This is a genomic window from Bacillus sp. D386, assembly GCF_006346415.1.
In genome coordinates this window covers 1,003,473-1,023,476 of record NZ_VEMV01000001.1, presented here as the reverse complement: position 1 = coordinate 1,023,476, position 20,004 = coordinate 1,003,473, and the positions used below count along the sequence as shown (strand labels likewise).

The 20,004-nt window shown below is 35.8% G+C and carries 21 protein-coding genes; 16 read left to right on the top strand and 5 right to left on the bottom strand.

The window, feature by feature from the left end:
• Positions 1-124: cold-shock protein (locus tag FHY45_RS05005; protein ID WP_139891545.1), on the top strand; the 124-nt coding region annotated here is incomplete at its 5' end.
• Positions 125-658: 534 nt separating this feature from the next.
• Positions 659-1,348 carry a hypothetical protein gene (locus tag FHY45_RS05000; RefSeq protein WP_225983651.1) on the top strand — a complete coding sequence of 230 codons (690 nt, stop codon included), beginning with the start codon at positions 659-661 and terminating at the stop codon, positions 1,346-1,348.
• 64 nt (positions 1,349-1,412) lie between these two features.
• Here the strand turns inward: FHY45_RS05000 and FHY45_RS04995 are convergent, their stop codons facing one another.
• Entirely contained in the window at positions 1,413-3,593 is a 2,181-nt protein-coding gene (locus FHY45_RS04995; protein ID WP_139891544.1) for a beta-glucosidase family protein, read from the bottom strand.
• 576 nt (positions 3,594-4,169) lie between these two features.
• Between FHY45_RS04995 and FHY45_RS04990 the strand changes: the two genes are divergently transcribed.
• The 4 genes from FHY45_RS04990 (at position 4,170) to arsC (ending at position 6,408) form a co-directional block, all read left to right on the top strand.
• Positions 4,170-4,394 (top strand): hypothetical protein, encoded by a 225-nt coding sequence (locus FHY45_RS04990; RefSeq protein WP_066102144.1) that lies wholly within the window; start codon positions 4,170-4,172, stop codon positions 4,392-4,394.
• Between the two features lie 169 nt (positions 4,395-4,563).
• Entirely contained in the window at positions 4,564-4,866 is a 303-nt protein-coding gene (locus FHY45_RS04985; protein WP_066102141.1) for an ArsR/SmtB family transcription factor, read from the top strand.
• Between the two features lie 26 nt (positions 4,867-4,892).
• The gene (gene arsB, locus FHY45_RS04980; protein ID WP_139891543.1) at positions 4,893-5,984 is read left to right on the top strand and encodes an ACR3 family arsenite efflux transporter; all 1,092 of its coding nucleotides are present in this window, start codon (positions 4,893-4,895) and stop codon (positions 5,982-5,984) included.
• Positions 5,985-5,988: 4 nt separating this feature from the next.
• Positions 5,989-6,408, top strand: coding sequence for an arsenate reductase (thioredoxin) (gene arsC, locus FHY45_RS04975; protein ID WP_139891542.1), 420 nt, complete (start codon positions 5,989-5,991; stop codon positions 6,406-6,408).
• Positions 6,409-6,502: 94 nt separating this feature from the next.
• On the opposite strand, the gene yeiL is transcribed toward arsC, so the two are convergent.
• The gene (gene yeiL, locus FHY45_RS04970; RefSeq protein WP_139891541.1) at positions 6,503-7,165 is read right to left on the bottom strand and encodes a transcriptional regulator YeiL; all 663 of its coding nucleotides are present in this window, start codon (positions 7,163-7,165) and stop codon (positions 6,503-6,505) included.
• A 94-nt stretch (positions 7,166-7,259) separates the two neighbouring features.
• Here yeiL and FHY45_RS04965 point away from each other — a divergent pair, with 94 nt between their 5' ends.
• Positions 7,260-8,411: an MFS transporter gene (locus FHY45_RS04965; RefSeq protein ID WP_139891540.1), complete on the top strand. Its 1,152-nt coding sequence runs from the start codon at positions 7,260-7,262 to the stop codon at positions 8,409-8,411.
• A 59-nt stretch (positions 8,412-8,470) separates the two neighbouring features.
• Positions 8,471-8,872, top strand: a complete 402-nt coding sequence (locus FHY45_RS04960) for a cytidine deaminase (protein WP_066102130.1) — start codon at positions 8,471-8,473, stop codon at positions 8,870-8,872.
• A 41-nt stretch (positions 8,873-8,913) separates the two neighbouring features.
• Here the strand turns inward: FHY45_RS04960 and FHY45_RS04955 are convergent, their stop codons facing one another.
• Positions 8,914-10,200 (bottom strand): Ig-like domain-containing protein, encoded by a 1,287-nt coding sequence (locus tag FHY45_RS04955; protein WP_139891539.1) that lies wholly within the window; start codon positions 10,198-10,200, stop codon positions 8,914-8,916.
• A 328-nt stretch (positions 10,201-10,528) separates the two neighbouring features.
• Between FHY45_RS04955 and FHY45_RS04950 the strand changes: the two genes are divergently transcribed.
• The gene (locus FHY45_RS04950; RefSeq protein WP_066102125.1) at positions 10,529-10,711 is read left to right on the top strand and encodes a hypothetical protein; all 183 of its coding nucleotides are present in this window, start codon (positions 10,529-10,531) and stop codon (positions 10,709-10,711) included.
• Between the two features lie 115 nt (positions 10,712-10,826).
• Here FHY45_RS04950 and FHY45_RS04945 read toward each other — a convergent pair whose 3' ends face one another.
• On the bottom strand, positions 10,827-11,057 hold the full coding sequence (locus FHY45_RS04945; RefSeq protein ID WP_066102123.1) for a hypothetical protein: 231 nt from the start codon (positions 11,055-11,057) through the stop codon (positions 10,827-10,829).
• 468 nt (positions 11,058-11,525) lie between these two features.
• Here FHY45_RS04945 and FHY45_RS04940 point away from each other — a divergent pair, with 468 nt between their 5' ends.
• The 5 genes from FHY45_RS04940 to FHY45_RS04920 all read left to right on the top strand — a co-directional run bounded on the left by FHY45_RS04940 (position 11,526) and on the right by FHY45_RS04920 (position 16,861).
• Positions 11,526-11,726 (top strand): cold-shock protein, encoded by a 201-nt coding sequence (locus FHY45_RS04940; protein ID WP_066102120.1) that lies wholly within the window; start codon positions 11,526-11,528, stop codon positions 11,724-11,726.
• A gap of 607 nt (positions 11,727-12,333) precedes the next feature.
• A complete protein-coding gene (locus FHY45_RS04935; RefSeq protein ID WP_139891538.1) occupies positions 12,334-12,930 on the top strand; it encodes a protein kinase domain-containing protein in 597 nt (198 codons plus the stop codon).
• A 225-nt stretch (positions 12,931-13,155) separates the two neighbouring features.
• Positions 13,156-13,488, top strand: coding sequence for a zinc ribbon domain-containing protein YjdM (locus FHY45_RS04930; RefSeq protein WP_066102117.1), 333 nt, complete (start codon positions 13,156-13,158; stop codon positions 13,486-13,488).
• A 272-nt stretch (positions 13,489-13,760) separates the two neighbouring features.
• Positions 13,761-15,377, top strand: coding sequence for an alkaline phosphatase (locus FHY45_RS04925; protein ID WP_306821540.1), 1,617 nt, complete (start codon positions 13,761-13,763; stop codon positions 15,375-15,377).
• 584 nt (positions 15,378-15,961) lie between these two features.
• Complete coding sequence (locus FHY45_RS04920; RefSeq protein ID WP_066102108.1) at positions 15,962-16,861, top strand: EamA family transporter; 900 nt, start codon at positions 15,962-15,964, stop codon at positions 16,859-16,861.
• Positions 16,862-17,082: 221 nt separating this feature from the next.
• On the opposite strand, the gene FHY45_RS04915 is transcribed toward FHY45_RS04920, so the two are convergent.
• Complete coding sequence (locus FHY45_RS04915) at positions 17,083-17,244, bottom strand: hypothetical protein (protein ID WP_180349929.1); 162 nt, start codon at positions 17,242-17,244, stop codon at positions 17,083-17,085.
• 259 nt (positions 17,245-17,503) lie between these two features.
• Between FHY45_RS04915 and FHY45_RS04910 the strand changes: the two genes are divergently transcribed.
• Both FHY45_RS04910 and FHY45_RS04905 read left to right on the top strand, forming a co-directional pair.
• A complete protein-coding gene (locus FHY45_RS04910) occupies positions 17,504-17,863 on the top strand; it encodes an ArsR/SmtB family transcription factor (RefSeq protein WP_066102105.1) in 360 nt (119 codons plus the stop codon).
• A 1-nt stretch (position 17,864) separates the two neighbouring features.
• Positions 17,865-19,991: a heavy metal translocating P-type ATPase gene (locus FHY45_RS04905; RefSeq protein ID WP_139891537.1), complete on the top strand. Its 2,127-nt coding sequence runs from the start codon at positions 17,865-17,867 to the stop codon at positions 19,989-19,991.
• Positions 19,992-20,004: the final 13 nt, after the last annotated feature.

Here is a 20,004-nt window from a genome sequence, read left to right as displayed (position 1 = left end):
ATTCGTACATTTCTCAGCTATCCAAAGCGAAGGATTCAAATCTTTAGACGAAGGTCAAAGCGTAACGTTTGAAGTAGAACAAGGACAACGTGGCCCACAAGCTACAAACGTTCAAAAAGTTTAATAAGAGCTAATGAAAGATCCTGCATATGCAGGGTCTTTTTTTGTTTTTTATTCAATTTGGGCAATAAAAAAGCCCTATTCAAGAAATGAATAGAGCTTAGACAACAAAAGAATGAAACTGTATAGCAAATGGTAGGCTAAGTATAGCACAGTGCTTGAATAATCCCTAATTTAAACTTGCTTACTTGCAAGGGTTTTTTATCAAATCTTCTATCCCACTTTTGGCTCTATTTATTAGTCACGTGGACATCTTCTAATGTTTCCTCATCCAGTGAATAAAGGGACTTCCAACCGAATTATTATGCTCTGAATACGGAAAAGGCAACTCCTTCTTACACATTATAATCATAGCGCCTGATTTTCCCTCAACAAAATAATTTAATAAGAGGATTTCTTATTTCTATTTATTTACAGAAAATTCATTTAAAATAATATCAAGGTTTAACTTGAATTTTATAGTAGAGGGAGTCTTTGGTGTTGAAGCATATATTTGCATTTGAGAAAGAAGAGGATTTTCAGGAATACAAATATTTGATTGAGAGGTTTTCCAAAAAACATAAAAGGCTATCAGCTTGAATTAGTAAATCATTATGAGCTCAAAGAATTGCCAAAAGGAGTTGTATGGACAACAGATGAACTAGCCACAACTGTTTTTTCCAATATACCGATCCCAGCCTTTACAAATAAAGATCTCATTTATCTTTCTCCTGATTTGGTAAGCTGGAGGAGGTTATTTCTTACACAATTAGAGGGAAAGAAACATTCTAAAATAGAAGACTTCTATACTAATATGTCTGAAAACCATATATTAACTATACTTGGACACGAATTAACCCATCACTCCGATTTGTTTTTGGATGAATTTGATGATGAGAGAGAGAACAGTATTTGGTTTGAGGAAGGAATGTGTGAGTACTTATCAAGAAAATACTTACTAACTGATACAGAAAATAAGCAGATTACAAATATTGAGATAGAATTGATGGGTCTGTTTAAGCACAAATATGGTAACCATTCGTTAGAGGAGTTCGGAAGTGACAGTTATCAAGGGAGTTTAACAAGTATTATGTTCGATTACTGGCGAAGCTTTCTTGCAGTAAAGTATTTGGTTGAAGAGGTTGCTAATAATGACCCCAAACAAGTTTTGAAAGAATATCATAAATGGCATAACGAGGGAAGAAAAAAGCCTTTAATAGAGTACTTCCATTTGGAAAACTTATTTTAAGAGCAAGAAAAAAGGATTGAATCTTATTGTTGATTCAATCCTTCTAACTATTAATTAATATTATTTATTCAACGACTACTGTTTCTTTGTATGGAGTATCTTCGCTGGATGTACCAAGATATACAGTGTACTCGCCAGGTTTCACCACGAAATCGTGTTCGTAGTAGTCCCATACACCCATTGGATGGTTCGTAGCAGTTGGGTCAATCGTGATGCTAACTTCACGTGACTCATTAGGCTCTAGGTAAACTTTTTGGAAACCAACAAGACGCTTAGGTGGCTGTCCTTGGACAGGAATACCTAGATATACTTGAACAACCTCAGCTCCAGCAACTTTTCCTGTGTTGGTTACGGTCACCTTTACCGTAATCGGGGATTTGCCATCTGTTTGTGATGGTGTTACTGAGAATTCGGAAAGCTCAAAGGATGTGTAGGATAGACCGTATCCAAACGGGAATAATGGCTTAATTCCTTGGGATTGGAACCAACGATAACCCATGTTAAGGCCCTCAGAATATCGGATAACCGGGAAGCCATTGCCTTCATCTGTACCAGGATAGCGCTCAGGTCTGCCTGCGTACAAAAGATCATCCTCAGAAGCTGAGTATGTGGTAGGAACTTTACCGGATGGATTTACAACGCCAAAGAGTAAATCGGCAACGACGTGACCATCTTCAGTACCTTGGTTCCATGCCTCAAGAACAGCTTTAGCCTTTTGGATCCATGGCATCATGACAGGGCTGCTGTCTTTCATGACTACAACCGTTTGCGGGTTGATATCCAATAGTTCTTCGATCATACGATTCTGATCATTTAGCATGTTTGGACTAGGTAAATCAAAACCTTCAGAGGCAACTAAGCCGGCCATTAGAATAACCATATCAGCTTTAGCCGCAGCTTCTTTGGCTTCGTCAAGATTTGAAAGATCTTTAGCGACAGTAACCTTGCTGACTGACGTGTGTGAACCAAGACCTTTAAGGACATTTTGCATGCCTTCTACCGGTGGTACCGTGTAGAGCGGAGTAACCTTTGAAGAACCACCCCCACCATTGCACGCATCATCAACGTACTCAGATTGACCAATGATTACGATGGAGTCATAAGCTTTCGGATCAAGTGGCAGCATTTCGCCTTCATTTTTCAGAAGAACAGCGGTCTGGGAACCGATTTTGCGAGATCTAGCACCATGACCTTTCGCATCAATCTCACCTGGATTGTAAGGACGCTCGAATTGATTGAAACGGAACATTTGTGTATAGCGGCGCACCAATGCGCGGTCAACAGTTTCAATCTCAAGGCTAGTGTCTTGAAGAGCGTTCTTTACATTCGTCTCGTTCAACCATTTAGCATCCGGCATTTCATGGTCCATACCAGCATTCAATGATGCAGCGGCAGAACGGCAAGACCAGAAGTCGGATTGTACATAGCCTTGGAAGCCCCACTCGTCACGGAGTATATCGTTGAGGAGATATCGGCTTTCAGTTGCATATACACCACGAACGCGGTTGTAGGCACTCATCATTGCCGCGATATCCCCGTCTTTAACTAGCATTTCGAACGGTAGCAGGTAAAGCTCACGCAATACGTGCTCATCCAACTCAACACTTGTGCGGAAGCGCTCGTACTCCTGGTCGTTAACAGCATAATGCTTACCCATGGCGATAACATCATGGTCTTGAATCGCTTTCGTTACCTCAACGCCCATTACGCCAGAAAGGTATGGATCTTCAGAGAAATATTCAAAGTTACGTCCAGCAATTGGAGTTCTGTGCAGGCAAACCCCTGGTCCTTCTAGTACGTGCTGACCAAGAGTAGCCGTCTCAGAACCAATGATATCACCGTACTCACGAGCAAGCTCAGGATCAAAGCCGGCAGCAAGACCAATGGTCATTGGCAAAGCAGTAGCTGGCGGGCTTGGATGTCCGTCACCCATACCTACGCCAACAGGACCATTGGTAATACGGAAACGAGGGATGCCTAACTCGTCAATTCCCTTTACATGGCGTTGAACCTGCAACTGCGCCATTAACTTATCCTGTTCCTCAGGAGTCATGGCATTCATTTCATCCATTGAAGGCATATCGTAGATGTTGATGGTCGCCATCGCACCGTGAAGCTGAGCAATTTTTTGTTCTAATGTCATAGCAGCTACAAGCTTCTCAGCACGCTCACGTGGGGACAATGACTTGTCCATCCATGGAAACTGTCCATTCTTTTCTGTATCAGTAGTATGTTGATTATTCATGTTGAACACTCCTAACACAATATTTTTATAAAAATAAACGTATTATTTCTAATACTTTTTATCTGATAGTCTAAACCGCTTACATATTTAAGATAACCAGATAATTCTATAAAATCCTAAGTAAAGCAAATGAGACTTCCTTTGTTAGATCTGCGGAATTCTCTTTTATGATTTGGTTTCAATGTGTAAATTATATTTTTTTTATCATTCTTTTACTCGTACTATTTTTGTTTTATTAGTAGATATTTTAGTTATATGCTATTTATTAAAGTGGAAAATCGAATAAATGAGTTTTGATGGTAGAAGTCTTCGTCAAAAAAGCAAACGGATGGGTTAGTAGTTATAAAGATTGTAGATGGAAATCTTTGTTTCTGGTTTTATATATTATAAGGACAACTAGGGCAGTGGTTATGAGAAAAAAGTCTAATAGGGTAAACAGAGAATCAAAATATTAAACTACCTCTTGAAGAAAGGGTTAAATGATACTAAAAGATCTATAGTAAAGATAAGAAAAAGACGGAACTCATAATATCGTGATTGAGGAGTATTTCTAATAACATATAAGGGGACGGTAATTTGAGTTTATTACAAAAATGGTTTTATTGGCTACTTGCCTTTATATCAATCATTGTTTTTCTATTACATAATATGGGTCCCTATACGGGGCAGTTAAGATTAATCGCCTATATACTGTTTACTATTCTTTGTGCAGCTTTGCTTATTAAAAGTAGAGAGTCAAAGGCAAAGATAGCAGGAATCATTGTGTTTTACCTGGTTATTGGTATAGGTGGATATTTTTAATAAGAATACTGCTAGTCGAGAAGAGATTTTACTTATGGTTTTGGAAAGTTGAAGCAGTAAGCTGGTGATACTTTAGCTTACTGTTTTTTATTTTCTTGATTTTAATTATTAAGTCATATAATATAAGTAATGTCTTATATAAGCGTTTGGTTATATAAAGGAGGTATATATGAATACAATTGAGCAAATGGCTCAGCAATTAAAAGCAGTCAGTGACCCGAATCGGTTAAAATTATTGGCTTGTCTGAAAAAGGGAGAGGTATGTGTTTGTGATTTTGTGGATGTTCTTCAAATTTCCCAGCCTGCAGTCAGCCAACAAGTGAAAAAGTTGAAAGATGCAGGAATTATTCTGGAAAGAAAAAAAGGCACATGGAAACATTTTCGCCTAAATGAAACTCAACAGCCGTATATTCAGGCAATCATTGACCAGCTGGAGCCAATTAGTGTGAAATGCTGTTCATCAGATTGTTAAATCAACAAAGAGTGGGGGAGAACCAGATGGCAGAAAAAAGTGTGACGAAAAGGCTGTCTTTTTTAGATCGATATTTAACGGTATGGATCTTTGCAGCCATGACAGTGGGTATTTTAATTGCGCTGTTAGTACCTGATTTTAAAACAATGTTAGATACTATGTCCGTAGGGACGACATCCATTCCAATTGCTATTGGATTGATTGTAATGATGTATCCGCCATTGGCAAAAGTGAAGTATGAAGAGATGTGGCGTGTATTTAAGGATTGGAAGGTATTATTGCTATCCTTATTCCAAAACTGGTTGCTCGGTCCGGTTCTAATGTTCTTCTTAGCAATTATCTTTTTACATGATTATCCTGAGTATATGGCCGGCCTGATTATGATTGGTCTTGCGCGTTGTATAGCTATGGTTATTGTTTGGAATGATCTGGCTCGCGGGGACCGTGAATATGTAGCTGGACTTGTCGCTTTTAACTCTGTATTTCAGATTCTATTTTATTCGGCATTTGCCTACTTTTTCTTAAATATCTTGCCAGGCGTATTTGGGTTGGAGAATTTTACTGTTGTCATTTCGATGTGGGAAGTTACAAAAAGCGTTCTCATTTATTTAGGTATTCCTTTTATAGCAGGAATGGCAACACGATTCATTGGATTAAAATTAAAAGGGGAAAAGTGGTATCAGGAATCTTTTTTACCTAAAATCTCTCCTCTTACACTTATTGCTTTATTATTTACGATTGTGATGATGTTCTCCTTAAAAGGAGATAAAATTGTTGAACTCCCATTGGATGCAATTCGAATTGCTATACCATTGCTCATTTACTTTTTAATCATGTTTGCTGTATCATTTTTTGCTTCAAGAAAAGCAGGAGCATCCTATCCTGTAACGGCATCGTTATCCTTTACAGCAGCGAGTAATAACTTTGAATTGGCAATTGCAGTTGCGGTTGCTATGTTTGGGATTAATAGCGGCGTAGCTTTTGCAGCTGTTATCGGTCCATTGGTGGAAGTTCCTGTTTTGATTGCACTTGTAAGTGTAGCACTGCGCTGGGAAAAGAAATACTTCCATAGGAACAAAGTAGAAACGTCTGAACAAAAGTTCAATCAGGGGGAATAATTTAATGCCAAAGAAAAAAACACTTTATTTTTTATGTACAGGTAATTCGTGTCGCAGTCAGATGGCGGAAGGGTGGGCAAAGGAAATCCTGCCTGACTGGAATGTCAAAAGTGCTGGACTTGAAGCCCATGGATTAAATCCGAATGCAGTGAAAGCGATGCAGGAAGTAAATATAGACATAACTAATCACACTTCAGATGTGATTGATCCGGATATTTTAAATCATGCAGATTTGGTCGTAACTTTATGTGGGCATGCAGATGAACATTGCCCAGTAACACCGCCCAGAGTAAAACGAGTTCATTGGGGATTTGATGATCCGGCAAAAGCGGAAGGAAGTGAGGAAGAAAAATGGGCATTCTTCCAAAGGGTACGCGATGAGATAAGGGATCGGATTGATTGGTTTGCTAAAACTGGGGAATAAGCCTGTTAATTATTAAAGATAATGTAATGAAAAAAGCTAATCATTTAGATTAGCTTTTTTTACTTAGGCAGTGAATTGGACAACATATGTATCATTAATCAATTTTAGCTAATTCCTGAAGCCGCTCCCTATCCAAAATGATATAGCCACGATCATATTTTTTTATAAGATTTCCCTTACAGAATTGTGAGATAACATGTAATAAGTGACGGTAGGAAACTCCTAAATATTCACTGACTTCTGTGTGTTTTTCTTTGTAAAAATCATTTTCAGCTGACATTAAAATAAATGAAGCTAACCGATTTTCGAGCGGATAAATTTGAGTTTGGACAGATTTAAATGAAAGATAATGTGTTTTTTTGCTTAAAAATATGGACAAATGCCTCAGGAAAACCGGATCTTCTAATAATTGATTTTTACATATATGCATGGGAATAGCTAAACAGACCGTTTTTGTTGATGTTTGGACCCCTATAGAATATTGCTCTACTCCCAATAATTCGAGTTCGCCAATAAGTGACGGTGCTTCAATAAAATTAAGGAGAGATACTTTTCCGTTTTCAAGCGTGATATATAGTTTCGCTTTCCCTTCAACAATAAGGTATAGATACTCTGGTATAGAACCTTCTTTGTAAATGAATTCACCACGCTCAAATTCATGGACTTGAATAAATGGTTTTATCGAGACACTGGAAAAGGGTTGGATACTGTTTAAATCAATATATTGGCTGCGCAATGGTTCAGATAAAATCTGCACTTTTTTCCTCCAAATTATTAAAAAAATATGAGATATCTCACATTATTGTAAGCGTGAAACATGCTATGATGCAATAAGTATGGAGGGAGAAAGAATGAACAATCCGCGTTGGTTTTCACAGAACTTTTTTTTATTTTTTATGACATGGGGTATATTTTTACCTTATTGGACAGGTTATCTTGTACAAGGAAAAGGATTGACAGTATCAGAAGCAAGCTTAATTATGGGATTTGGATTGGTGGTACGAGGGCTATCAGCGCTCTTTGTTTATCCAATCGCCTCCAGATACTGGAGTGCTCATAAAGTCGCTTTCCTTTTAATTATCTGCTCATTAGCAGTGACAATCCTATATATACCATCGACATCATTTACTTCCCTATTTGTTGTCACTCTTATTTTTAGTGCCTTTTATCCAACTTTACTTCCCGCAGTGGAAGGTACTGCTAGTATTTTAATGAGACAGGGGGATGGGGCATATGGAAAAGCTCGCTCATATGGCTCTCTTGGATTCATTGTCTCTGTGCTAGTAATTAGTATGGTTACTGGGTATTTTGGGGATAGTGGGATTTTATGGGCAATGATGTTCATGCTTGTTTTAATGCTTATCAAGTATATTTTACCTAGCCCGGATATACTAACTGAAAAACCGATCAAAAATGAAAGTAAAAATACAATGAAAATGAGCAGCTTATGGAAGATTAAAAGCTTCTCAATTGTTTTGCTAATCGTATTTTTACTTCAGGGTGCTCACGCATCTTATTATAATTATGGCTATATTTATTTACAGGATTTAGGTGTAAACACATACTATATCGGTATGATCATTAATATTGCTGTTATTTTTGAGATCATCTGTTTTGCGAAGGCTGATCATCTGTTTAGAAAATGGCAGCCATCTTCTTTATTATTGGTAGCTGCTGCTGGATCAACTCTGCGCTGGTTATTGGTAGCTGTATTCCCGAATGTTTGGATTTTCATGTTATCGCAGAGTTTGCATGCACTATCCTTTGCTTTGGCACATTATGCATTTATCCTTTATATAACAAACTCGCTGCCAAAAGAGCAAAATTCCAATGCACAAGGTGTATACTCGGCTTTTGCTATGAGTTTTAGCACAGCGATATTGACACTGGCAGGAGGATTTTTATATGATATTTCTCCAGGACTCTCTTTTGCCGGAATGGCTATTTTTACATTGCCAGCAATTATAATCATTTTAGTGACAAGAAGAAAATATCGTTATTAATTTGGTACAATCGTATAAATGAGTGTCTTTTCAATTTATTGTAATTGGAGATGATCTAGATGGTAAATAAAGAAACATTATTGGAAAGTGCCCGTGCTGTAAAATCAAATGCTTATATGCCGTATTCTCAATTTCCTGTTGGGGCTGCCCTTTTACTTAAAGATGGAAGTATTATCAATGGTGTAAATGTTGAAAACGTATCTTTTGGTGCAACAAACTGTGCAGAAAGAACAGCCATTTTTACGGCAATTACAAAAGGTTATCAAAAAGGTGATTTTCAGGCGATAGCTATTTCAGGGGCCACAGAGGATTATTTACCGCCTTGCAGTATTTGCAGACAGGTTTTAGTTGAATTTTGTTCTCCTGACATGCCAGTTTATTTAACGAATGCAAAGAAAGAATGTAAAGAATTGACTTTAAAAGAATTAGTGCCATATGCTTTTACAGAATTAGATATGTAATGAATGCAATGACAAGAGAGAGCCACCTGGCTCTCTCTTATTTATTCAATGGAATCTGCAATTACTAATGGGAGTGTAATATCCCATCCTGCTTGAGAAGTATAAGTAAAGGAACCGTTTACTTCACCATAAATAGTGACAACGTCTTCATCAACAAAATCTGTATAACCGAGGTAAGCTACATAAATAATATCAGATACAGACCAGCCGTAAGAGGTTGGAGTAATAGAAAGACGAATTGCAGTCATTCCATCACTTTCCATTATTTGAACAATTTCACCTCTATATTTTACATATTCACCTTTGTAGCGGTCAGGGTTTTTATTCAGCTTGTCAAAACTAATGGTTTTAGCATTTGCTCTCTTAGCTTGTGCTTCTTCTTTTGCTGATAAGGTTCTTGTAAAAGCCACTTCTTTTGTTTGTTCCTTGAAATTTTCTTTAGTAGCTTTTATGGTGTATTTATATTCACCTTTTTCTTTTGTATATACATTAAAGGAGAAAGTCCCATCTTTTCCGGCAGTAGCTTGATCCAGCTTTTTTTCATCCTTCATAATCGTTACTGTTGCACCAGGTTCTGTTTTACCTTTAATCGTATAGGAAGGTGCTTGTATCTGGCTATCATTTGTAACAGTAAGAGGAATATTAGGGATTGTTCTGTTTATGGAAATGTTCAAATGTTCTTCTGTATATCCCTCTTTATTAGCATCTACAACATAGTTGTAGGTACCTTCAGCTTTTGTATCAAGTTTGAAGGAAAATGTGCCATTTGCATCAGCGGTAACTTCTCCATTTTTTGTGCCATCTTTATTTAATATGACGGTTGCCCCAGGTTGTACGGTGCCTTTTAAAGTATAAGAAGGCACTTCTATATGACTATCATATGAAATATTCAAATCGATAGGTGGATACGCTCTCATTACTTCATACTTTAACTCTTTACTATACTCTTCGTTATTGGCATAAATGACAATTGGGTTTTCTCCTTCCTCAAGTACCACATCAGTAGAAAAGCTGTCTTCTTTGATAGTTACAGTTTTACCATTAACCTTTAATTGATCAGCATGTTCTACAGTACCTTTAATAGTGATAGTATCCTGAGTAGTTTTCACTTCTTCAGGTATTTCACTTGTTACATTCAGGCTGATTTCCATAGGAATAGGGTTTACAATGGATTCAATGATAAGAAAAACAAAGGAAGCTAGAAAGCAGCCACCCGCTAGAATTAAATTCTTTTTACCTTTCCCATTCTTCTTGATAAAGCCAATAATGGATAATATCAAAAAGGCTATAAAGGCAATAATTAAGGCTAGTACAAGAAAAACCAACATTTTGCACACCTCCAGATATTATTATATTGTTATAATTAATTTACCCGTTCTAGTAGACTATAAATATGGAAAAATATTCAGGGTGTCCTAAATGCAAAATAGAGGAAGAATGTATTAGAATCAAGGGGGAAATTAGTCCATTGTTCACCAATACCTTTGTAACCAACATTTTTTTAAATATGGTACTTTGTATTTGACTTAAGAAGCTTGAATTCGAAGTGTACTGCAGCTCTTAGTAAAGTATAATAAATTGTTGCAATAATTTTATGAAACAGAAGATGGACAGGAATTATTTATCGAATTTTAATTGATCGCCAGGAGTTATTTAATGAAGTTATTTAGATTAAACAGACCGTTTAAGGGATTTAAAAAAGAAACAGAGTTTTATTTGATTGCAGAATCTGAATTTATTGGTGTTAAGGAGTTTGTATTAAGAACGACTGATTTAAAAAAAGTGATATCTGTAAATGAAAGCGAATATCTAAAGAATTTTACTCAAGTAAAGAACTAAATCTTTGGTTGTTAATTTTACGAGATTTAGATCTACAGTGGAAAGGTCCTTTTTACTGGTCTTTATAGGATACCAATTTATAAAAAAAGATAAAAGTCAGCCTGTCTGCTGACTTTTATATAGAAGCTGATTTTCTGTTGGATAGTTCATTTAATCTTTGTAAGACATAATCATTACCTTTATTTAATTCGGATATTAGTTCTTTTAATTTTCTCGCTCTTTTATATTCCTTGATTTTATAATAGTATTCAGAGGAATCTGTAGCCGAGTCAACCGCCTTTGCAGCCTTTAAGATTTCTATATTAATCATGCTTTTTAAGCTTGTATTTACGATAGTTTCCTTCATAATAGTCACCTCATAGTTTTCTTGATTTTATACTAGCATAATATTTTTTTGATTCTGTATATCTAACATACCTGTTAGATACTTATGGTCTTCTTGTTAACTTCCAATCAATTTGTTATTTTCTGAAAATACAGAAAGGATAATAAAGAAAATGGGGAATATATCAGCCTTGATTTATGGATATAATCTAGAACAGGAGCAGATGAAACTGTGAATAAATAAAGATAATTACCCATTCTCTAGTATGAGGAGTATTAAAGCAGGATTTTTTATATTTGTCTTGAAATAATTTTAAGTAGTTTCTATCATTTAGATTCTAAAATTTGCTAATTTTTATAAAGCATGTTATTCTTAAGAAGAATTATTTTTGTTCTAAGCAGATTGAGAAAAGATTTTGTTTTTCGTCTAAGGTAATTTGAGCAAGGATATTAATACATTGTGTGATATACACACTGGGAGGCAACAAACATGGAACAAGGTAAAGTTAAATGGTTTAATGCAGAAAAAGGTTTTGGATTTATCGAACGCGAAGGCGGAGAAGATGTATTTGTACATTTCTCAGCAATCCAAGGCGAAGGTTTCAAATCTTTAGACGAAGGTCAAAGTGTAACATTTGAAGTAGAACAAGGTCAACGTGGACCCCAAGCTACTAATGTTCAAAAAGCATAATAGCCAAAGCTATTAAGAAAGACTCTCCCTTGAGAGTCTTTCTTTGATTTAATAACGAAATAGGCATTCTGAAAGGCTCTATTCCATATGGAATAGGGCCTTTTCAGCTATATGCTCAACAAGTAAAATGTACAAATGGAACTTTTTGTAGGATAGGATATACTAATCCCCTTTAGGTATATTAGGAGTTCGTATATCTCTTTAATAGAGATATACGAATAATTGATAATGCTGTAAGGCTCTAAAACTTCTTGTTGTTAAAACAAAATGACATTATCAAAAAGTAATCTGGATAATCTAATATACAGATTTTCAAATCTTTTCACCTATCTTATAAACTGTTTACCAGTGCTAAAGAAAAAATGGATATTGTTAATTTGGACATCTCAAATGAATAGTTTTTTTACCTAATAAATAATATAAAGCAGAAATTTTAATTACTTCAAAGGTATATAGTATAATGATACTAATTCTTAATATTAATAAAGGAAGTCCCCATTTCAAATAAGCCTAGATAGTTTTGGACTTATATGATATGGGGTTTTTATTTTAAAATGAGGTGTTTACTATATCCTATAAAGCTTTAGCAGATAGTGTAGAGATTGAAATGAATGGATCTAAACCAAGATTAATTAAATATAGCCAGAATCTAATACTAATAGGTACAGGCAGGAGTGCTTTTGTATTTAAAATTAAAGATAAGGATTTGGCTTTAAAAATATATTTTCCACATAAAAAGAGAATAGCCCTTGAGGAAGCGACCATTTACCGTAAATTGCAGCATATAGATTATTATCCGTCGTTATATGATGATGGTAATAATTATATTATCATTGATTTTATTGAGGGCTATACATTGTTTCAATGTCTACAAAAAGGTATTTTTGTACCTGAAGAGAAAGTTAAAGAGATAAGCAAAGCTTTAAAAATGGCGGTGGAAGTCGGATTAAATCCCGCTGATATACATCTTAAAAATATTATCATTACTTCTGATGGAGGAGTAAAAGTGATTGATGTTGCTCGTTTCATGCAACAGGAAAAAGATAACCAGTGGAAAGATTTGGAGAGAGCGTATTTTCAGATGTACTCAAAAAAATATTTCCCTAAAAAAGTTCCAACCTTCATCCTCAATTTGACGTCATTCATTTATAAAAAAAGATATCTCCCAAAGCCAATACGGGTTTTATTTGATTCTACCGAGTAGATATTTTGTGCGTACAGTTGAAAGGGAGAGTCATGAAGCAAAAATGTTAAATAGAAACCTTATTTCAACTCAACCTAAATATATTGTGACTATTTACCAATAAAACACTACTTTTAAAAGGCTGGTTGTCATGGTTATAATCTACTTTATGGATAAACATGAAAATATGTAAAATGCGAATACTATTAGTGTATAGATAGTATTAATTGCTCGGAGGTTAATAATATGACAACATTGCCAAATTGCCCTAAATGTAATTCTGAATACACATATGAAGATGGTCCGCTTTTAGTTTGTCCGGAATGCGGGCATGAGTGGACGTTAGAATCTGAAAGTGAAGATGTGAAAGTGTATAAAGATGCTAACGGGAATATTTTAAATGATGGTGACACTGTTACTGTTATCAAAGATTTAAAAGTAAAAGGAAGCTCCTCGGTTTTGAAACAAGGTACTAAGGTGAAGAATATTCGTCTCGTGGATGCTGATCATGACATTGATTGTAAAATCGATGGCTTCGGACCAATGAAATTAAAATCAGAATTTGTTAAGAAAATCTAAATAATCTTTTTAAAAAGGCGTTCAACAAAATATTTGTTGAACGCCTTTTTGCTGTGATTAATGTTGAAAAGTGAGAAAATAGTAGGTCTTTTAACACGTTATGTCATGTAAATGTAATATTCATAAAGATACTTATGAATTTAGTAGCAAAAAATGTAAATAAAAATATATAGATAACAAATTTTAACATAATCTTATATATTCTGTAACTTTATTCCAATAATTAACATGTATACTTTATAATAGTTAAACTATTTTAGGGAGTGGATGAATTGAAAGCGGTTAACAAAAAGGTTTTATCTGTATTTATAGCGCTATGTTTGCTTATTGGTTTAAGTACCGGTTTTCTATCTCTTGAAAAAAAAGAACATGCCGAAGCGGCAGGAAAGAAAAAAACAGAAGTTAAAAATATCATTTTTATGGTGGGGGATGGAATGGGAGTCCCATTTTTAGCTGCTCACAGATATATGAAAGATAATCCAACCACAAAAATAATCGAAAACACAACATTTGATTCATATTTGGTAGGCATGCAAACTACATATGCTGATGATGAGGAGCAAAACATTACTGACTCTGCTTCAGCAGCAACAGCGATGTCTTCGGGTGTTAAAACATACAATGCAGCAATCGCTGTAGATGTTCATCAAAATGAAGTTAAAACGGTCCTGGAAGAAGCTAAAGCGCTTGGGAAATCAACCGGACTTGTAGCTACATCCGAATTAACACATGCAACACCAGCATCTTTTGGTGCCCATGATATTTCCAGACATAATATGGATCAGATTGCCGATGATTATTTTGATGAAATGATTAATGGAAAACATAAAGTGGATGTTATGTTAGGTGGCGGACTAAAGAATTTTGTACGCACTGATCGTGATCTAACAGAAGAATTCCAAAATAAAGGATATAGTTACGTTACAAATAAAAACGAAATGAGTTCGGATAAAAATAAACAGATTCTAGGGTTGTTTGCGGATGGTGGCCTTCCAAAAATGATCGATCGTACTAAAGAAATCCCATCATTAAAAGAAATGACAAATGTTGCAATAAATAAATTAAATAAAAATAAAGATGGATTTTTCTTATTGGTAGAAGGGTCGCAAATTGACTGGGCTGCGCATGATAACGATATTGTAGGTACAATGAGCGAAATGGAGGATTTTGAACAAGCATTTAAAGCTGTAATAGAATTTGCTAAAAAAGATAAGGAAACTTTGGTTGTCCTTACTTCAGACCATTCAACTGGTGGATATACTATGGGAGCAAACGGAGAATATAATTGGTTTCCTGAACCGGTCCAAAGCGCAAAAAGAACCCCAGACTTCATGGCAGCAGAAATAGCAGCCGGTAAATCTGTTGAAGAAACACTAAATAAGTATAGTGGCTTAGAACTAACGAGTGAAGAGCTAGATACGGTAGTGATAGCCGCTGAACCGATTGACGGTGTAAAAGACGTTACAAAAATTGATAATGCGATTGAGAACATTTATAATGCACGTTCAAATTCAGGTTGGACAACAAGCGGACACACTGGGGACGATGTGGCAGTCTTTGCATATGGACCTAAAAAAGATAGATTTAGTGGTTTAATAGATAACACAGACCAAGCAAAATTTATTTTTGATATTCTAGAAGAAAACAGTCCATACCTACCGCTGACAATCGAAGATGTATCCAGTAAGTCTACCAAAATAAAAGGAATGACTGCACCTGGAGCTACCATTTCTGTTAAAGTAGGAAAAGAGACAATTGGTTCTGGAAAAGCTAATGAAAATGGAGAATTTATAATTAATATCAAGAATCAAAAGGCTGGTAAAGAATTAACAGTATTAGCGAAGAATAAAGATAAAAGCAGCAAGGTTGTTAAATTACTCGTAAAATAATTACAAAAAAGACATTGCGATTTTGTGCAATGTCTTTCTTGTTTTTAGGAATGTTTTTATATTAGCGTTTAATTAGTTGGTTAAAAGAAAAATTATTAAAAGGAGAATTCTCAAAAGAAGATTAGAGTTTATATTTTACATTCAAAGAAATAGTCATTATAATCTAAATGGAATGCTAATTTTTTAAAAGCTGCAGAGCAAGTGTGTGGCAGGTGGATTTTTGAATGTTTTGTTTTCGCCACCCATCCCTTTATAAGGGGTGGGTGTTTTTTATTTTGGCCAGCTTCAGGGCCTAGGAGCTCGGGACATAGCAAAGCCACTACGGGGATGAAACTCCCTCTGTGCCTTTGTCTTATACTCCTCGCGGGCCTACAGGATGTAGGTCATGAAGACGTTGCCACAGGACGTGGCGTTCTTAGTCTTCGTTCCTTGAGTTTTAGCTTTATATGCAATCTAGCTTCAACGGCTAGAAACTCAGGACATAAACATAGCCTCTACGGGGGATGAACCTCCCCTTCGAGTCTCTTTCTTATGCTCCTCGTTTCTGAGCGAGCCGTTTCAGCTTTTTATTTTAGGAGGTTTTTATGGGGATTTGGAGATATGCTTTACTTGTTTTTTTAGGCGGTTGTTCGTATGGGGTGGTTTCTACTTTTGTGAAACTTGCCTATGGGGAAGGGTTCACTCAGGGTGAAATTACAGGTAGTCAGTATTTGTTGGGTGCTGTTATGCTGTGGATTGTAGCATTATTTGTACCTAAGGTTAAGTTGTCAGGTAAGCAAATAATAATTTTATTAATCAGCGGCTTCCCAATGGGACTGACGGGAATCTTTTATAATAAATCGCTGACCTATGTAGATGCATCGTTTGCCATCATTTTGCTTTTGCAATTTACATGGATTAGTTTTGTATTACAATATATTTTCGATAAAAAGGCTCCTGGTAAGAAAAATATTATTGCCACTGTGATCATTTTATTAGGATCCATTCTTGCATCAGGTATCTTGGCAAGTAATGGCGAAGTTTCATTAGTGGGTATAGTTTGGGGACTCCTATCTGCGACATCATTTGCCTCTTTCATTGTAGTAAGTGGACGCAGCAATATCGAAATTCATCCTATTTATAAGAGTGCATTTATGACAACGGGGGCAGCGTTACTCATTTTAATCGTATTCCCGCCAGTATTCCTTCTAAATGGTACATTGATGGATGGCTTATTTATATATAGTATAGTTGCAGGTTTATGTGCTTCCTTAATTCCTCCTATATTCTTTAATATAGGTATGCCTAAGATAGGAAGTGGGCTCGGGACTATCTTAAGTGCTTCAGAATTGCCTATGGCTGTATTAATGTCTGCTCTTGTGCTTAATGAAGTAGTAACTGGAGCACAATGGATAGGCGTAATTATTATTTTATGCGGAATTGCTTATCCGAATATGAGGATGCGGTGGAACCGTGAAATTCAAAATGAACCGATTGAATTGTAATATTAATTTTTTGTACAATAAAGATTTACTTAGTTCAATTTAGAGGCTGCCGACAATGTCGACAGTCTTTTTTTTGTAGATATTGCTTAGCACGAAAACTTCCGGGACTTTAAAGCAGGAGAACTTCATCGGTGTCGTCAATTAAAATATGGTTTCATCCTGATTGCTTAATTTAATGAAAAAAGGGAAAAAAATAATAATTAGTATAGCAATTGTTCCGCTTAAATAACCCAACCCCAATATAAAACCTCTATCTTTAAAAGATACATATTGCTTGCTTTTGCAGCTTGGACAATCCTTTCCTTCCTTAGTAAAGCCGAGTGACCAAATGTCTTTAACTTTCCACTTGAAATTACAGTGTGTACACCTTGCCAACAATCCATCAACCCCATCTCTATTCTTTGTTGGATTACAGGGAATTTCTGTATTTCATTTTACCATCAAATCAAAATTATTGGGAAAGTAGGAAGGTTAGAAAATAACCGTATAAGATTATACCTGCGAGAAAGTAAAGGAAATAGACTTTTGCTCAAATAATAAAATAACCCAAACCTTTTTCAATATTCAAACATATATTTGAATGATAAGTAGAAGGGATATATAATATAATCAAACGAAGGTTTGAATGAAGAGGGTGAAATAATGAGTAAAAAGGATACATGTGATGTATACGGGTTTGATCAAACTAAGGTTGATCGCATAAGGACAGATATACAAAGAGAAAATTTGTCCAGCGTTGCTCAATTATTCAAAGCGCTAGCTGATGAGAATAGAGCGAAAATAACGTATGCTTTATGCCAGGATGAAGAGCTATGTGTTTGTGATATAGCGAATATTATTGGTTCATCAGTTGCGACTGCTTCTCACCATCTAAGGACTCTTTATAAACAAGACATTGTTAAATATCGAAAAGAGGGCAAATTAGCTCTATATTCATTGGATGATGAACATATTAAACAAATCATCATGATTGCCTTAACGCACAAGAAAGAGGTGAAATGAAATGAATGAACATGTAAAAACAGATCAAAAAACATACCGTATTGAAGGGTTGAGTTGTGCTAATTGTGCCAATATATTTGAGAACAATGTAAAAAATCTAGATGGAGTCAAAGAAGCTAAGGTGAATTTCGGAGCATCCAAGATTTATGTGCAAGGCTCAGCTACAATTGAAGATATAGAAAAAGCGGGTGCTTTTGAGCATTTAAAAATACGAGATGAAAAAGAGAAAAAAATCGAAAAGACTCCGTTTTGGAAACAGAAAGAAACCTACAAAGTTTATATCTCAGCTATATTAATAGTGATTAGCTGGTTTTTAGGCCAGATATATGGTGAAGATCAGATAATTCCTACAATTGGATATGGAGCAGCGATTTTAATAGGTGGTTATACCCTTTTTATAAACGGCCTGAAAAATTTAGGGAAATTAACCTTTGACATGAATACCTTGATGACCATTGCCATTATTGGTGCAGCGTTGATTGGGGAGTGGAGTGAAGGAGCTACTGTAGTTGTCCTTTTTGCCATTAGTGAAGCATTGGAGCGTTATTCAATGGATAAAGCGCGACAATCGATTGAATCTTTAATGGATATTGCTCCGAAAGAAGCCTTGATTAGGCGTGGGCATCATGAAATTATGGTGGATGTCGAAAATATTGTGATCGGTGACGTCATGATTGTAAAGCCGGGACAAAAAATAGCAATGGACGGTAAAGTGATAAAAGGAACGTCAACTTTAAATCAGGCAGCCATTACGGGTGAAAGTGTTCCGGTTTTTAAAGCCATCGATGATGATGTGTATGCGGGTACATTAAATGAAGAGGGATTGCTCGAAGTAGAGGTTACAAAACGAGTAGAAGATACAACATTATCTAAAATCATTCATTTAGTAGAAGAGGCTCAAGCGGAAAAAGCTCCTTCACAAGCTTTTGTAGATAAATTTGCTAAGTATTACACCCCTGCAATCATCGTGATTGCGTTCTTAATTGCCATTGTACCTCCATTATTTTTCGGTGCGGAGTGGAGTGCTTGGATTTATCAAGGGTTGGCTGCTTTAGTGGTAGGCTGTCCATGTGCTTTGGTTGTATCTACACCGGTTGCTATTGTAACAGCCATAGGGAATGCTGCTAAAAATGGTGTTTTGATTAAAGGTGGTATTCATCTTGAAGAAGCTGGACATTTAAATGCAATAGCCTTCGATAAAACAGGTACCCTTACAAAAGGTATCCCTACTGTAACAGATTATATCGCCTTTGCTGAAAATAAAAATGAGTTATTCATGATTGCTGCTGCAATAGAAAATGGTTCACAGCATCCATTGGCCTCAGCGGTAACAAAAAAAGCTGAAGAAATGGGTCTGAGTTATAAAGATATAATCGTGGATGAATTTCAATCCATTACAGGTAAGGGAATAAAGGCTAGCGTTAATAAAGAAACGTATTATGTAGGAAGCTTGCACTTATTTGAAGATTTGTTAATGGATCAGATTAAAACAGAGCAAAGGAATCAGATTCAGTCACTTCAAACCCAAGGTAAAACGATGATGATTCTTGGTACGGAAAAAGAAATATTAGCTATCATTGCAGTGGCTGATGAAGTGAGGGAATCCTCTAAAGAGGTTATTAAGAAGCTTCATCAAATTGGAATACAAAAAACGATTATGCTCACAGGAGATAATGAAGGAACAGCAGCAGCAATTGGTCATGAAGTTGGTGTTTCAGATATAAAGGCTGACTTACTACCAGAGGATAAATTAAACTATATTAAAAATCTCCGTAAAAGTAATTTGCGTGTAGCTATGATTGGAGATGGAATTAATGATGCTCCTGCGCTGGCTGCAGCTAATCTTGGTGTTGCCATGGGCGGTGCTGGAACAGACACAGCCTTGGAAACAGCTGATATAGCTTTAATGTCTGATGATTTAAGTAAATTGCCATATACAATTAAGTTAAGTCGTAAGGCGCTGACCATCATCAAACAAAACATCACCTTCTCATTGGCAATTAAAGCGATTGCCCTATTATTAGTCATTCCAGGCTGGTTAACATTATGGATTGCTATCTTTGCTGATATGGGTGCGACGTTAATCGTGACATTAAATAGTTTAAGATTGTTGAGAGTGAAAGAATAGAGACGATGCAGGA